Below are 15,351 nucleotides of genomic sequence, written 5' to 3'. Positions count from 1 at the left end.
CCCGAACGGGCCTCAGCCGGCATCGGCCCCTGCCCCTGCCCCTACGCCTGCCCCTGCCCCGGCCGCGAGCGCGTCGAGCAGTTCGCGTTCGCGGCCGGGGCCGAGGCCGGCGCGCCTGGTCCGGTCCAGGCCCTGGGCGCGCTCCCAGCGCAGCGTGTCGGCCAGCAGTTCGGCGCGCGGGCGGTGGCGCAGGCCCGCCGCGCGCGCCGCCGCCCCGCTGCGTGCCGCCCAGCTTTCCCAGCCCTTCTCGATCACCCACATCGGCAGCGAGCCGGGGCCCATGTACTCGGCCACGCCGTGGGCGAGCAGCCACTCGGAGCCGGCGCGGACCACCGGACCGGTGTGGCCTCCGGCCGCGCGGGACAGTTCGATCCACCGCGCGAAGGGAACCACAGGGCCGACCGCGTCGTAGGTGCCGGTGGTTCCCTTCGCCGCGCAGTCGAGGAGCCAGCCGGTGAGGTCCCGTACGTCGACGGCCTGGGTGGCGAGGTCCGGTTCGTCGGGGACCAGCATCGGCCCCACCGGATCGGCGGCCGCGCGGGCCGCCCAGTAGCCGGAGCGGTCACTGTGATCGCCGGGGCCGCCGATCAGGCCGGCGCGGGCGATCAGCAGCCGGTCGCCGACGGCGGCCGCGGAGGCCAGTTCGCAGGCGACCTTGGCCTCGCCGTACACCGGGCGGTCGGCCTCGCTCGTTTCGATCGGGGTCAGCAGGGCCGCGGACTCGTCGGCGTCCGGGACCCCGTGGGAGGCGTAGGCGCTGACGGAGGAGACGTAGGTCCAGTGCCCCGCCCGGTCCGCGAGCGCGGCCAGCGCCCCGCGTACGAAACCGGGCTGCCAGGACACCTCGACGACCGCGTCCCACGCGCGGTCCAGGAGGGGTTCGTACGCCGAAGGGGCGCGCCGGTCGGCCACCACGAGCCTCGCCCCGTCCGCGACGGGGCCGCTCTCGCCGCGTGCCAGGCAGGTCACCCGGTGACCGCGCTCGATCGCCTGCAGGGACAACTCCCGGCCCAGCCATGCCGTTCCGCCCAGAATGAGGATCTCCATGGCGCCAGCCAAGCACCGCCCGCGCCGTTTGCCGAGGCCGGTTCGCCGACAGCGGAGCGGGGGCCGGGGCCCTCCGTACGGCCGTTCTCAGCCGCGGTGGCCGCCGCCCGGCCGGTCGCCGCCGCCCGGCCGGTCGCCGCCGTCCGGCCGGTCGCCGCCGCCCTGCGGGGCGGTGAGCAGGACCTCGCGCAGCCGGGCGACCAGGGCGGAGGCGCTCTCCGGCTCCTCACCGACTGCCTCGGCGCGGGAGTCGCCGGTCGACAGCTGCTCCAGGTTGTCGGAGAGGGCGTCGGCGTAGGCCTGCTCCTTCTCCACCATTCCGCCGGGCTGGCGCAGCCCGATGGTGACCTCGATGGCCTTGCCGATCAGTGCGGTCATCACGAACGAGAACAGGCCGAGCACCACCGTGGCGGTGAGCTGCCTGCTCAGCAGGTCCCAGGAGCCGCCGTAGAACAGGCCCTTGTGGCCGGTCAGGGTGCCGGTCGCGCAGAGGCCGGCCATGACCATGCCGACGATGCCGCCCCAGCCGTGGATGCCCACCACGTCCAGGGTGTCGTCCACGCCCAGCCGGTACTTCCAGCTGATCGCGAACGCGCAGGTCAGCCCGGCGAGGAAGCCGATGACGGTGGCCCAGACCGGACTCACCCCGCCGGCCAGCGGGGTCATGGCGACCAGTCCGGTGACGGCGCCCATGCACATGTCGAGCAGGCCGACCTGCCGGGTGCGCCACCAACTGGTCACCGCCCAGCCGGCCATCGCGGCGCCCGCCGCGAGCTGGCTGTTGAGGAAGGCCATCGCCGCGCCGCCCGGGGTTTCCAGGGAGGAACCGGTGTTGAAGCCGAACCAGCCGAACCACATGAGCGAGAGCCCGATGACCACGAGCGGCAGGTTGTGCGGCCGGATGCCCTGGCGGTCGAAGTCGGCCCGCTTGCCGGCGACGATGGCGAGGGCGAGTCCGGCGGCCCCCGATCCGATCTCCACGACGGTGCCGCCGGAGAAGTCGACGGCGCGGAGCTGCTTGGCGACCCAGCCATCCGGATCGAACACCCAGTGGGCCATGGGGATGTAGACCAGCAGGGTCCACGCGATGACGAAGGCGATCCAGCCGCCCATCTTCGCGCGGCCCGCGATGGAACCGGCGATCAGTGCCACGGTGACCACCGCGAAGGACAGGTGGAACACCACGAAGGTGACCGTGGGCACCGAGCCGGTCAGCGAATCGGCGTCGATCCCGCGCAGGAAGGCGTGGTCGAGCGTTCCGATGACCCCGAGCCCGCCGGCGTCGGGGCCGAAGGCCAGGGAGTAACCGATCGCGAACCAGAGGACCGTGACGATCACCATGCAGAAGAAGATCATCTTGAGCATGGCGACGATCTGGCCGGTGCGGACCATGCCGCCGTAGAAGAAGGCCACTCCGGGAGCCATCAGCAGCACCAGGGCCGTGGCCATCATCAGCCAGGACGCGTTGCCGGAGTCGGCGACGGCGGGTGCGGCGGAGACCGTGGAGACGGTCGCGGCAATCGTGTGCGCGGTCACTTGTCACGCTCTCGTCGGTCCAGTACGGATACGATTTCGGCGAGCAGCGCGGCGTCCCGCTGCTCCGCCCCGTCTTTGGAAGCTCCCACCGCGGCGGGCTCGCGCGGAGAGGTCGCGGCTCCGCCGATCCGGTCGCGGATCTCGTCCAGGGTCGCGTTGTCGTAGGCGACCTCCTCCTCCCGGCCGGGTACGTTCTCGTACTCCTCCGAGGCGCGGAAGCCGACGGCCTTGTCGATGGCCTTGGCGATGAGCCAGGTCATCGCGAAGGCGAAGGACCCCACCGCCAGGACGCCGACGGCCTGACGCCAGAGCTGGTCCAGGCCGCCCCCGTAGAAGAGGCCCTTCTTCCCGCTCATCGCGGCCGTCGCGAAGAAGCCGATGGAGAGGACGCCGACGATGCCGCCCCAGCCGTGCACGCCGACCACGTCCAGGGTGTCGTCGACACCGATCTTGAACTTCATGTTGATGGCGAAGCAGCAGACCACACCGGCGGTGAAGCCGATGATCAGCGCGCCGAGCGGGGAGACCTCGCCGCAGGCCGGGGTGATGGCCACCATGCCGGCGACCGCGGCCGAGGCCACGCCCAGCATCTCCACGTGCCCCAGGCGCCACTTCTCGATGATCGGCCAGCCGATCATCGCGCCCGCGGCGGCCAGTTGCGTGTTGAGGAAGGTGGTCGGTGCGCTGCCCTCGACCTGGAGCGCGGAGCCCGCGTTGAAACCGAACCAGCCGAACCACAGCAGTGCCAGACCGATGACGACCAGGGGCAGGTTGTGGGGGCGGATCGTCTCGCGCTCGAAGTCCTTGCGCTTGCGCAGCACGATGGCCACCGCGAGCCCCGAGGCGCCCGAGCTGAGCTCGACCGGCAGGCCGCCGGCGTAGTCGAGCGCGCCCAGGGACTTCTGGATCCAGCCGTCGGGGGCGAACACCCAGTGCGCGGTGGGCACGTAGACCAGCATGGTCCAGGCGACGACGAAGACCAGCCACCCCTTCATGGTGGCGCGGCCCGCGATCGAGCCGCTGATCAGGGCCACCGTGATGATCGCGAAGGACATCTGGAAGCAGGCGAAGATCACGGTGGGGATGGATCCGTGCAGGGAGTCCATTCCGATGCCACGGAAGAAGGCGTAGTCGAGATTGCCGATCAGGCCGCCGCCGGAGTCCTTGCCGAACGCGAGGGAGTAACCGACCGCGACCCACAGGATGGTCACCAGCGACAGGCAGGCGAAGCTCATCTTGAGCATCACCAGCACATGCTTGGTTTGGACCATGCCCCCGTAGAAGAAGGCGAGGCCGGGGGTCATCAGCAGCACCATGGCGGTGCTCGCCATCATCCAGGCGGTATTACCCGTATCGTAGCCACTGGGCATCTGGTGGAGCTCTCTCTGGTCGTGAACAGCCGGAAGAGGGTGGGGAGTTCAGGTCTTGCGCAGGTCCGGGGCGGGTACGCCGATCAGCCTGCGCCGCACCGCGTCCCAGACGGCCCCGAGCGCCCGGGTCACGGCCTCGGTGTGCTCCCCGAGCACCCGCACCCAGGCCCCGCAGTCCTGCGGCAGCACGCTGACCCCGTACGACAGCCCGCGGCCGGCCAGGGGCGCGTGCAGCAGGTCGGCGAGCTCGCGGGCGGGGGCGAGCGGGCTGACCGCGAAGAAACAGGCCATCACCGAACGGCCGGCCAGCACGGCGGGCCCGTCGACGGAGCCGAAGGCGCAGCCGGAGCCCGAGCCCGAGCCGGAGCGGCCGGTGGAACCCGCGGCCCCGCCCGGCTCCAGTCGTACGGTGTCCAGTGCGACCAACTCACCGTCCGGTCGGCGCAGTTCGAAGTCGGAGGCGAAGACCTGGTAGGCGTTGCGCTCCCCGCGCGCGAGCCGGCCGGACAGGACGGTCTCGCTCACCAGGACGGTGGCCGTGGGGTCGGCGGTGATCACCGTGCGCTGGTAGAAGCGCGAGTCGACGTACGGGATGACCGGGTCCGGCAGGTATTCGACGTACGCGTCCGGGCCGGCGGTCAGCAGGGTCTGGGCGACGGCGTAGTCGTGTTCCATCCGGTAGACCTTGGTCGCCGCCTGGGTGGTGACGTGCGCAGAAGTACCGGGGCCGAAGGACAGGTCGGTGCGCAGCCGGTCGGCCTGGATGACCCCGCCGCCCGTGGACATCAGGAAGGTGATGGGCAGGTCCGGGCGGTACGGGTCGAAGTAGAGCGGCCGCATGATCTGGAGCGGGGACTTCTGGTAGTGCCGCACCAGCTCGGTGCGCCCGCCGACCCGCTCGAAGGCCAGCTCCAGCAGGCCGACCTTGCCGGGGCGCCCGACACCGAGGGTGTCGGGCACCGAGGAGTGCCGCAGAACCTCCAGGGGGACGCGCGGCGGTTCGTAGTGCGCGGCCTCCAGGCGCGCCGGCGGCAGGAGGGCGCGGGGCGGAGTGTGGGGCGCCGCCGGGTCCGCCGCCGGGGTCGCCGCCGGGGTCGCCGCCGGTTCCGCCACGACGCTCACGCCGGTACTCGGCGGAAGGACTCGATGAAGTTGGCCACGTCCTCCAGGCCCTGCCCGGTCAGGCAGTTGGTCAGGACCACGGGGCGGCCCTCGCGCACGCGGTGCGCGTCGGACTCCATGACGCCGATGTCGCAGCGGACGTACTGGGCGATGTCGATCTTGTTGATCACGAGCATGTCGGACTCGGTGATGCCCGGACCGCGCTTGCGGGGCATCTTCTCGCCCTCGGCGGTGTCCAGGACGAAGAGGAACAGGTCGACCAGGACCGGGCTGAACGTGAGGGTGAGGTTGTCGCCGCCCGACTCGTAGAGCAGGGTGTCGACATCGGGGAACCGCTCCAGCATCTCCGCGCCCGCGGCCAGGTTCATCGTCGGGTCGTCGCGCACGGCGGTGTGCGGGCAGGCGCCGGTCTCCACGCCCACGACGCGCTCGGGGTCGAGCACCCCGGCCAGGGTGCGGCGGACCTGGCGGGCGTCCTCCTGGGTGTAGATGTCGTTCGTGATCACGGCCGGCCGGTGGCCGCGCGCGATGAGCACGGGCACCAGAGCCTCGATCAGTGCCGTCTTGCCGGAGCCGACGGGGCCGCCGACGCCGACGCGCAGGACGTTGTCCTCGGTCATCAGAATCACACACCTCAAGTAGGAGACAGCTTGATAAACGGGCGGGGGAAGGAGTGAGGAGGAGGGGAGGAGGAGGGCCGGTCGTTACGTCGCGAACAGGCGTGCCTCTGCCCGCTCGTGACGGCCCGACATCACATCGGCCATCGGAACGCACCCGCCGAGGTCGGCGAGTTCGCGGCGCAGGGCCGCCCCCGCCACCTCCTCGATGACGGGCGCGATCCCGCGCAGCACCACCTGCGCCTTGCGGTGGTCCGTGAGGCGCAGCCGCAGCGCGGCCCCGGTGAAGCTGGCCGCGTAGGCGAACAGATCGCTGACGACGGCCTGTTGGGCCGGGACGCCGGCGGCCGCGTACGCGACCCCGGCGGCCACGGCCTGCGAGCCGGGGGCCCGCTTGGCGGCCACGAGCTCCGCGTACCGCTCCAACGGCTCCCCGCCGACGCACTCGCGGGCCATGTCCAGCAGCTGGCGGCCGGTACGGGTGGCGGCGCGGCGCAGCCCCTCGTTCAGCTTGGCCGCGTTCAGCCGCCGGTCGGTCTCGGCCAGTGCCTCCCAGTCACCGGCCAGCGCGGCCCGGTGGGCCAGCGCCAGCGCGGTGGCGTCGGACGGCCCCACCGCATGCCGCAGCAGGTCGGCCAGCAGCCCCGGTACGCCCTCCGGGGTCACGGCCTTGGCCTGGGCGTAGCCCTCCAGGCCGTGGGAGAGGGTGTAGAAGCCGCTGGGGAAGGCCGAGTCGGTGAGCTGGAGGCTGACCAGCAGGGCCTGCACCGGCGTCACGGCCGCGGGGTTCACGGCCTGATCGGCTGCGCTCATGCCAGGTAGAACAGGTGGTTCAGGGGCAGCTCGCGGGCCGGCTCGATGGTGGCCGGAACCCCGTCGAGGGTGACCTTGTAGGTCTCCGGGTCGACGGTGATGACCGGGAGGGCGTCGTTGCGGACCATGTGCTGCTTGCCGACGGTGCGGCAGTGCCGCACCGGCAGGACCCTGCTGTCCAGGCCCAGCTTCTGCGGAACGCCCAGATCGATCGCGGCCTGCGACATGAAGGAGACCCGGGTGGCCTGCTTGGCCTTGCCGTACGCGCCGAACATCGGCCGGTAGTAGACCGGTTGCGGGGTCGGGAGCGAGGCGTTCGGGTCGCCCATCAGCGCCCAGTTGATCAGCCCGCCCTTGATGACCATCTTCGGCTTGGCGGCGAAGGAGCCGATGGGCCACAGCACGATGTCGGCGAGCTTGCCCGTCTCCAGGGATCCGATGTGCTCGGCGGTGCCGGTGGCGACCGCCGGGTTGATCGTGATCTTGGCGAGGTAGCGCAGGGCGCGGAAGTTGTCGTTGCGCTCGGTGTCGCCGTCGAGCTTGCCGCGCTGGTCCTTGCAGTGGTGCGCGGTCTGGAAGGCGCGGGTCCAGGACTCGCCGATGCGGCCCATGGCCTGGGAGTCGGAGGAGAAGATCGAGATGACCCCCTCGTCGTGCAGCACGGTCTCGGCGGCGATCGTCTCGGCGCGCACGCGCGAGTCCGCGAAGGAGACGTCCTCCGGGATGTCGTGCGACAGGTGGTGACAGACCATCACCATGTCGAGGAGCTCGTCGACCGAGTTCACCGTGTACGGCAGCGTCGGGTTCGTCGAGGACGGAAGGACGTTGGGCTCGCCGGCCACCCGCATGATGTCGGGGGCGTGGCCACCGCCCGCACCCTCGGTGTGGAAGGTGTGGATGGTGCGCCCGTCGATGGCCGAGCGGGTGTCCTCGAAGAAGCCGGACTCGTTCAGGGTGTCCGTGTGCACCGCGACCTGTACGTCGTAGGCGTCGGCCACGTCCAGGGCCCGGCTCAGCGCGGCCGGGGTGGTGCCCCAGTCCTCGTGCACCTTCAGGCCGCAGACACCCGCCTCGACCTGCTCGATGAGGGCCTCCGGCAGCGAGCCGTTGCCCTTGCCCAGCAGGCCGACGTTGACCGGCAGGTCCTCGGACGCCTGGTACATGCGGCCGATGTTCCACGGACCCGGGGTGCAGGTGGTGCCGTTGGTGCCGTCGGAGGGGCCGGTGCCGCCGCCGATCAGGGTGGTGATGCCGTTGGACAGGCCGTGCTCGGCCTGCTGCGGGGAGATGAAGTGGATGTGGCTGTCGATGCCGCCGGCCGTGGCGATCATGTGCTCGCCGGAGATGACCTCGGTGCCGGGCCCGATGACCAGCTTGGGGTGGACCCCGGACTGGGTGTGCGGGTTGCCGGACTTGCCGAGGCCCGCGATGAACCCGTCCTTGATGCCGAGGTCGCCCTTGACGACCCCGAGGATCGCGTCCATGACGACGACGTTGGTGATGACCAGGTCGAGGGCCCCCTGCAGGCTGGTGGCCTGCGGGTCCTGCGCCATGCCGTCGCGGATGCCCTTGCCACCGCCGTAGACGGCCTCGTCGCCGTAATGGCCCTCGTTGTGGTCCTTCTCGACCTCGATGACCAGGTTGGTGTCCGCCAGGTGGAAGCGGTCGCCGACGGTCGGCCCGAACAGGTCGGTGTACTGCTTGCGGCTCAGGACAGCCATCGCTACTTGTCGCCCTTCTTGGAGGTCTTGGCCTTCTTGGCGGCCGCGGCCTCGGCGGGTGCCTTGGCGGCGGGCTTCGCCTCGGTCTTCGAGTCCGGCTTCGCGCCGGCCTTCGGGTTCTTCGCGGTCCTCGGGGCCTCCACGGCCGGCGAAGCCGCCTGTGCGGCCGCGGCCTGCTGGGCCGATTCCGCCCGGGCCCCCAGGAATCCGAGCTCGACGGCCCGGTTCATCGCGCGGACGCGGGTGTCGGTGGAGCCGAGGCCGCCGTTGGTGAGCGAGCTGAAGCCGATGAGGCGTCCGTGGCCGCTGTACGCCGTGAGTTCGACCTCGCGGGTGCCGCCCGGCTCGAAGCGGACGCCGGTGCCCGCCGGGAGGTCGAGGTGCATGCCGTAGGCGGCGTTGCGGTCGAAGTCGAGGGCTCGGTTGACCTCGAAGAAGTGGTAGTGCGAGCCGACCTGGACCGCGCGGTCACCGGTGTTCGACACGGTGACCTTGGCCTTGCGGCGGCCGGCGTTGATCTCTACGGTGCCTTCGCCGTAAAGGTATGTGGCGCCACCAGACATGGTGGTACTTCCCTTCCTTCGGATCAGTGCGGGGTGTGGCCGTGCGGGTGGCCGTGACCCCGGCCGTCCGCGCGACGGTGGCTCTCGCCGTGCGCGTGAGGGTGCGCGTGAGTGTGGCGCTCGTCCGGGTGGCGCTCGTCCGGGTCCGGGTCCGGGTCCGGGTGGGTGTCGGGGCCGTGGCCGTGGTGGCCGTGGCCGTGGTCGTCGCCCGGGCCGTGGGAGTGCGCGTACCCGCGCCCGTGTTCGGCGTCGAGCCCCTCGGCCACACCGTCGTGCCCGTGGGCCAGCCGGTGCAGCGCCTCCTGCGCGCGGGCCCGTACGACCTGGGCGATCGCCGCGTCGGAGAGCAGCGGACCGGTGTCCAGGACCCCGGCCGGGAGCTGGGCCGGCGGCGCGAACGCGGCCCGGACCAGGGCGACGTGGCCGGCGCCCAGACGCCGGCAGCGCTCCGCGCCCTCCGCCAGGTCGGGATCGCCGCCGTCGAACGCGACCTCGACCCAGCGGTGGTGCCCGTACTGGCGGACCAGCCGGGCCACCCGGAACAGATCGGCGTCCTCGAAGGGACCCGCGACGGGTGCGGTGACCAGCACGGCGGAGGTGTCGGGTGCCTCGCGCACCGCCTTGAGGGCGGCGGTACGCAGCCACGCGGTCAGGTGGTCCACCGTGGCGAAGGGAGGCGCCAGCACGAGCCGCCCGGGTCCCTCCTCCCGGCTCAGCCAGCGCAGGGCGCGCGCGCAGTCGGCGATCAGCCCGGGGTCGCGCCCCAGGGTCATCGGGACCACGCACACCGGCTCGGGCGAGGCGGCGAGCGCCGCGCGCACCGCTTCGGACAGCGGCCGGCCGGGGTGCACGCCGCCTGCCGCGGCGCCGCGCTCGTGACCGCCAGCCAGGATGACCGAGGCCGCCGATTCCGTGGCACGGTCGGGCCGTTCGGGTGCGATGACCGCCTTCACCGCTCAGGCGCCGACGGGGTCGTGGCAGGAGACGAGCTTGGTGCCGTCCACGAAGGCGGCCTCGACCTGGAGCAGCGGGAGCATCTCCCGTACGCCCTTCATGACATCGGCGGCGGAGACGATCTGCTTGCCGAGCTCCATGCACTCGGCGACGGTCCTGCCGTCGCGGGCTCCTTCGAGGATGCCCTCGCTGATGAGGGCACAGGCCTCGCTGTAGTTGAGCTTGACGCCCCGGTCCCGCCGCTTGCGGGCCAGGTCGGCCACGACGTAGATCCAGAGCTTGTCCATCTCACGGGGAGCGAGATTCATCGGTCACTCACTTTCGGCTCTCAAGGTGGTTCAGGTACCGCTGGTGCTGCGCATGTGGTGCTGGTGTTGCCGCGACGGCGTCAGGTCCGGTGCAGCCGGGGGATCTGGGGGACGGCGGCGACGAAGACGACCGTGGTCAGGACGAACGGCCAGGTGAAGGTGTGGCCGCCGAAGGGGGCGAAGAAGGCGGTCATCGCGGCCGTGAGTCCGGTCGCGGCAGCGGCGCCGAGGACGGCGAACGCGAAGCTCCAGTTGGAGCGCACGAGGAAGACGCCGCACAGGGCCATCGCGACGAGCACGCTGCTGTAGCCCATGAGCCCCTGCGAGACGCCTTCGGACGGCGAACCCATCGCCCAGGCCACGAAGATGGCCGTGAGGCTGCCGACGCAGGCCATCACCCCGGCGACCCGGCTGGCCACGAAGATGCCGGCGAGGAAGATCAGGCCGACGTACCACTGCGGCATGAAGAAGATCTGGCCGACGTTGGCGAAGAAGGCCCGCCAGAGCTGGCCCCAGTCCAGCGCGGTGGTCCCGGCGGCGGCCCCGGGCAGCGCCGCCAGATCGGGGCCGGTGTGCCACACCCGGGAGAAGCTCGGTGCGGCGATGGTCATGACGCTCGCGATGATGCAGAACGGCGCCGTGAACGTGGGGATGTTCCAGGTGCCGAGGATGGTGGCCAGCGCCGAGGTGACGACCACCACGGTGATACTGCCGCCGATCGCGAGCAGCAGGGTGGACAGGTGGTCCCACCCGAGGAAGACGGCGAACGAGAGCGAGACCAGGGTGCCGTTGAAGCCCCGCAGTCCGGCCGAGACGATCTCGCGGTCGATGCCGAACGCGTAGGCGGTGGCGGTCCCGACGACGGCGCCGAGGAGTCCGTAGAGGGCGTACTGCCAGCCGGCGGCGGCGAGGGCGGCGAGGAAGAAGATGCCCGTGATCGCGCTCGGCATGAAATCGACCTGGGCGACGCCGCGCAGGACTTCCTGGATGAAGCTCGCGGGTTGAGCGGGAGCCTGGCGTGCGGGCTCTGTTGCCAAGGCCTGCATTTCATTCTCCAATGTGGAAAAAGAGAGGGCCCATAAGGGCCCTTGAATCGGCGGTGCGTTGACGACGACAGTACCGGCAAATCTGAGCAATTCCCCCTGGATGTGGGCGTGTCGGGGCAAGCCGGAGAATGCGGCAGGGTTGTCGTAAGTGTGCTCTTCATTTCCGTTCCGGACAAAGAAAATAGGATCGGAATACCGGATACCGGATACCAGATACCGGATACCAAATGGCGGGGGGAGGGTCGTCGGCCGAGCCCGGAAGGGCTATCGCGGCCGACGCGATGGCGCGCCGCAGCGGCCTGACCGCCTGTGGTGGTGTCCCTTGGCAGGGTGCGATTCCTTGCGGGTGCCCGGTGGTGGGCCGAGCTGTCGCCGGCCGCCGGCGCCGCCGTCATGGCGGCCGGGATCATCTCGGCCGGGCTGCACCTCATCGGCCGGGACGCGCTGTCGATCGCCGCGCTGGCCGTCTGCGCCGCGCTGTGGCTCGTCCTCGCCGCCGACTTCGCCGCCCGGCTCATGGGCGACCGGCGGCGGTTCCGCGCCGAGGCCGACACCCCGGCGGCCCTCACCGCCGTGGCCGCCACGGCCGTGCTCGGCAACCGGATCTCCCTCCTCGGGTGGCAGCCCGTGGCCCTCGGGCTGCTGGCGCTGGCCGCCGCGCTCTGGCCGGGGCTGCTGGTCGCCGTACTGCGGCACTGGGGCTACCGGATGCCCGGTGCGGTCTTCCTCGTCTGCGTGGCCACCCAGGGGCTCGCCGTCCTGGCGGGCACCCTGGCCGCCCCCACCGGCCATGCCTGGCTCGGCCGGGCCGCGCTGGCCGCCTTCTGCCTGGGGCTGCTGCTCTACGCCGAGGCGCTCGCGCGCTTCGACTTCCGCCAGGTGGCCTCGGGCGCGGGTGACCACTGGGTGGCCGGCGGAGCGCTCTCCATCACCGCCCTGGCCGGATCCGGGCTGACAGCGTCACCGCTGTGGACGGGGTGGGTGCACGCGGGGCTGCGTACCGTCACCCTGGTGACCCTCGGCCTCTCCCTGGCCTGGTACGCCGTGCTGTTCGCCGCCGAAGCGGTCCGGCCGCGCCCCCGCTACGACGTCCGGCGCTGGGCGAGCGTCTTCCCGCTCGGCATGACGGCGACCGCCTGCCTCTCGGCGGCCGCCCCGACGGGGGTGGAGTGGCTGCGGCCCCTCGGCGCGGTGCTGCTCTGGGTGGCGGTCGGGGCGTGGGTGCTGACTTTCGCGGCGCTCCTCATGGAACGCGGGCGGACCCGTCCGCGGAACTGAGCGGGCGGGCGGCGGCGGCATTCGGCCGTGTTCCCGACGGGGCGGGGGCGGGGAGGGGGAGGGATACGGGGTGGGATCGGACCGGAATGCCCGATCGGAAGGACACTGCGGGAACGCTGCTCTGGAAACACGGCTCTGGAAACACAGCTCTGGAAGCACTGCTCCGGAAACGCTGCTCCGGAAACATCTGCCGCCAAAACTCCGACCCCCGGAATTCCGGCGAGCACGGCCGGAAAGGGAATGAGGGCATGGGGGGCGGGCCGAAAGAAGCCTCGGGCGACGCTCAGGGCCGTGTTCTCGCCGATGGGCATGTCGACGGCGATGGTGAGCTCGTGCAGCGGCGGGGTGAACAGGGCGGGGCCGGCCACGCCGATGAGCCGGCCCCAGGCGATGCGGGAGCGGCCGAGCCGCGCTCTTTGCCGGCCTTCATGCGTCGCCGCCACCTGCGCGTATGGAACGCGTGAAGAGAGCCGGGGGAGCCGTATGGATAGCGCCAAGAGTGCTGGCGGCCGTCCGGCGGGCCTCCGACGCTGTCCTGACTTTGCTCATTCGGAGGGAACGGCTACATGGCCATACACATGGGAAAACCGACCGCGACTGTTCAGGGGACGGGCCGGGAGGAGCCTCCTGATACGGGCGCGGGCGGGGCGGGGGACCGGCACAAGCTGACTGCCCTCCAGGGCCTGGCCGCGCTGTCGCTCGACGCGATGGCGTCTGTCGCGTACGGGCCCGAGTCGATCGTGCTGGTGCTGGCCGCGGCCGGAGCGTACGGCCTCGGTTTCACCCTTCCCGTCACTCTGGCGATCGCTGCGCTGCTCGCCGTACTGGTGGCCTCGTACCGGCAGGTGATCGCCGCTTTCCCCGACGGCGGCGGCTCGTACGCCGTGGCGAAGAGGCACCTGGGCCGGCGTACGAGCCTGGTGGCCGCGGCCTCGCTGATCCTCGACTACGTGCTGAACGTCGCGGTGTCGGTCACCGCCGGCGTGGCCGCCCTGACGTCCGCGTTCCCGGGCCTGCACGGTGAGCGGGTCTGGATCTGCCTGGCCGTGCTGGTGCTGGTCACCGCCGTGAACCTGCGCGGGATCGTCGACTCCGCCAAGGCCTTCCTCCTACCGACCGCGCTCTTCGTAGGCTCGATCCTCACGATGATCACCGTCGGGCTCTTCCGCGACGGCCCGGTCAGTACCGGCTCCGCCACCGGGCACGCTTCCGCGCTCGGCGGGGGTGCCACGACCGTAGGCGTCCTCCTGCTGCTCAAGGCCTTCGCGGCCGGCTGCTCGGCCCTGACCGGTGTCGAGGCCGTCGCCAACGCGGTCCCCTCCTTCCGGGCCCCGGCCGCCCGCCGGGCCCAGCGCACCGAGGTCGCCCTCGGCGCCCTCCTCGGCGTGATGCTGATCGGCCTGTCGATCCTCATCGGCCGCTTCCACCTCCAGCCCGTCGAAGGCGTCACCGTCCTGGCTCAGCTCGCGGACGCCTCCTTCGGTCACAACGCGGCTTTCTACGTAGTCCAGTTCGCCACCATGGTGCTCCTCGCGCTCGCCGCGAACACCTCCTTCGGCGGCCTGCCCGTGCTGATGAGCCTGCTCGCCCGCGACAACCACCTGCCGCACTTCTTCGCCCTCAAGGCCGACCGCCAGGTACACCGCCACGGCGTCATCTGGCTGGCCCTCGTCTCGGCCGTCCTGCTCGTCTTCTCGGGCGGCGACACCAACACCCTCGTCCCGCTCTTCGCCATCGGTGTGTTCGTCGGCTTCACCATCTGCCAGATCGGCATGGTCCTGCACTGGCGCGGCGAGCGTCCGAAGGGCTGGCCGGGCAAGGCCGCCCTCAACGGATTCGGCGCACTCCTGACGGGCGTCGCGGCGGTCGTCGTCACCGCGACCAAGTTCACCGAGGGCGCCTGGCTGATCGTCCTGGCCCTGCCGCTGATCGTCCTCGGATTCGGACGCGTCAACCGTGCCTACGCCGCGATCGGGCAACGCCTCGAACTCGGCCGAATCCCGCAGCCGCCGCACCGGGCACGGTCGCTCGTCGTGGTTCCCGTCTCCGGGCTCTCGAAGCTGACCTGCCAGGCCCTCACCGCAGCCCGCTCCCTCGGCGACGAAGTACACGCCGTGACCGTCACCCACCCGGCCCCCGAGGATCGGGAGACAGCCGAAGCGCTGCGCCGGGACTGGGAGTTGTGGAAGCCCGGAGTCGAACTGACCGAGCTCGCCTCCGACACCCGGTCACTGGGCCGGCCCCTGTCCGGCTACGTGCGCGAGCTCGCGCTGACGCACCCGGACGCCCAGGTGACCGTACTGATCCCGGAGACCGAACCCGCCCACCTGTGGCAGCGAATGCTCCAGAACCAGCGAGGCTCCGTCGTCGCCCACGCCATGCGCCGCGACACCAACGCCGTCATCTGCCGACTGCGTTTCCGGATCACCGACGGCGCACGCTGACGCCCCCCTGACGGCGGCCTGACGCATCTCGTGCACCGCCGTCAGGAAAGTGCCAATTCCCTCTGCTGCTGGAGTATTAGCCGGACCTGGCGTTGAGCGGCCGACCTAACGCGTTCCGGGAGCGTACCGGCCTGCCTCAGCCGGTGCCGTCCTGCACCGGATAGCGGATGATGACCGTCCCGCCGGTGGCGTAGTTGGCGACATCGGCGGCCAGCCGCCGGCCGTGCGGCGACGCCAGCGCCGCGTCCATGGCCGCGGCGCTGGCGAAGTCGGCTTCGAAGACCGCGAAGTACGGGGCTTCTCCCTCGAGCGCCGCCACGTCGAAGCTGTAGCGCCACGCAAGTGGGCCGGGCCAATTCACGACCAGGGGCAGGTGGTTGGTCACGTAGTAGTCGCGGAAGTGGTCAGGGTCGGCGGGCTCGGAGTACAGGACGACAAGCTTATGCATGATGGCCTCCGCCCAGAGACGTCGGCTGGCTGCCCACGTCGTAGTACGGCGGGTCCAGCAGGGCTGTCCGCGACATCGGCTCTC

14 protein-coding genes are annotated in these 15,351 nt (G+C 71.4%); 2 read left to right on the top strand and 12 right to left on the bottom strand.

Annotated features, from left to right (window positions below):
- Positions 1–12: 12 nt before the first annotated feature.
- The 11 genes from ACIQV3_RS37400 to ACIQV3_RS37350 all read right to left on the bottom strand — a co-directional run bounded on the left by ACIQV3_RS37400 (position 13) and on the right by ACIQV3_RS37350 (position 11,088).
- Positions 13–1,047, bottom strand: coding sequence for an oxidoreductase (locus ACIQV3_RS37400; RefSeq protein WP_403720882.1), 1,035 nt, complete (start codon positions 1,045–1,047; stop codon positions 13–15).
- A gap of 87 nt (positions 1,048–1,134) precedes the next feature.
- The gene (locus ACIQV3_RS37395) at positions 1,135–2,583 is read right to left on the bottom strand and encodes an ammonium transporter (RefSeq protein WP_403720879.1); all 1,449 of its coding nucleotides are present in this window, start codon (positions 2,581–2,583) and stop codon (positions 1,135–1,137) included.
- Positions 2,580–3,953: an ammonium transporter gene (locus tag ACIQV3_RS37390; RefSeq protein WP_403720876.1), complete on the bottom strand. Its 1,374-nt coding sequence runs from the start codon at positions 3,951–3,953 to the stop codon at positions 2,580–2,582. The genes ACIQV3_RS37395 and ACIQV3_RS37390 overlap by 4 nt, the downstream gene beginning before the upstream one ends.
- Positions 3,954–4,001: 48 nt before the next feature.
- Positions 4,002–5,066 carry an urease accessory protein UreD gene (locus tag ACIQV3_RS37385; RefSeq protein WP_403720932.1) on the bottom strand — a complete coding sequence of 355 codons (1,065 nt, stop codon included), beginning with the start codon at positions 5,064–5,066 and terminating at the stop codon, positions 4,002–4,004.
- A 5-nt stretch (positions 5,067–5,071) separates the two neighbouring features.
- Positions 5,072–5,695, bottom strand: coding sequence for an urease accessory protein UreG (gene ureG / locus ACIQV3_RS37380; protein WP_403720874.1), 624 nt, complete (start codon positions 5,693–5,695; stop codon positions 5,072–5,074).
- Between the two features lie 84 nt (positions 5,696–5,779).
- Complete coding sequence (locus tag ACIQV3_RS37375; RefSeq protein WP_403720872.1) at positions 5,780–6,505, bottom strand: urease accessory protein UreF; 726 nt, start codon at positions 6,503–6,505, stop codon at positions 5,780–5,782.
- A complete protein-coding gene (gene ureC / locus ACIQV3_RS37370; RefSeq protein WP_403720869.1) occupies positions 6,502–8,226 on the bottom strand; it encodes an urease subunit alpha in 1,725 nt (574 codons plus the stop codon). Before ureC ends, ACIQV3_RS37375 begins: the two co-directional genes overlap by 4 nt.
- Positions 8,227–8,228: 2 nt before the next feature.
- A complete protein-coding gene (locus ACIQV3_RS37365) occupies positions 8,229–8,789 on the bottom strand; it encodes an urease subunit beta (RefSeq protein WP_403720867.1) in 561 nt (186 codons plus the stop codon).
- A 23-nt stretch (positions 8,790–8,812) separates the two neighbouring features.
- A complete protein-coding gene (locus tag ACIQV3_RS37360) occupies positions 8,813–9,742 on the bottom strand; it encodes a sirohydrochlorin chelatase (protein WP_403720866.1) in 930 nt (309 codons plus the stop codon).
- A 3-nt stretch (positions 9,743–9,745) separates the two neighbouring features.
- A complete protein-coding gene (locus ACIQV3_RS37355) occupies positions 9,746–10,051 on the bottom strand; it encodes an urease subunit gamma (RefSeq protein WP_243332378.1) in 306 nt (101 codons plus the stop codon).
- Between the two features lie 80 nt (positions 10,052–10,131).
- Positions 10,132–11,088: an urea transporter gene (locus tag ACIQV3_RS37350; protein WP_403720862.1), complete on the bottom strand. Its 957-nt coding sequence runs from the start codon at positions 11,086–11,088 to the stop codon at positions 10,132–10,134.
- A gap of 339 nt (positions 11,089–11,427) precedes the next feature.
- On the opposite strand from ACIQV3_RS37350, the gene ACIQV3_RS37345 reads away from it, so the two are divergent.
- Complete coding sequence (locus ACIQV3_RS37345) at positions 11,428–12,375, top strand: tellurite resistance/C4-dicarboxylate transporter family protein (protein WP_403720859.1); 948 nt, start codon at positions 11,428–11,430, stop codon at positions 12,373–12,375.
- Between the two features lie 566 nt (positions 12,376–12,941).
- Positions 12,942–14,819 carry an APC family permease gene (locus ACIQV3_RS37340; protein WP_403720856.1) on the top strand — a complete coding sequence of 626 codons (1,878 nt, stop codon included), beginning with the start codon at positions 12,942–12,944 and terminating at the stop codon, positions 14,817–14,819.
- Positions 14,820–14,955: 136 nt separating this feature from the next.
- On the opposite strand, the gene ACIQV3_RS37335 is transcribed toward ACIQV3_RS37340, so the two are convergent.
- A complete protein-coding gene (locus ACIQV3_RS37335) occupies positions 14,956–15,267 on the bottom strand; it encodes an EthD family reductase (RefSeq protein WP_403720854.1) in 312 nt (103 codons plus the stop codon).
- Positions 15,268–15,351: the final 84 nt, after the last annotated feature.

The sequence above is a fragment of the Streptomyces sp. NPDC099050 genome, from assembly GCF_044759865.1.
Classification (GTDB): Bacteria; Actinomycetota; Actinomycetes; order Streptomycetales; family Streptomycetaceae; genus Streptomyces.
The sequence above is the reverse complement of the archived record's forward strand: the minus strand, read 5'-3'. Positions and strand labels throughout refer to the sequence as shown.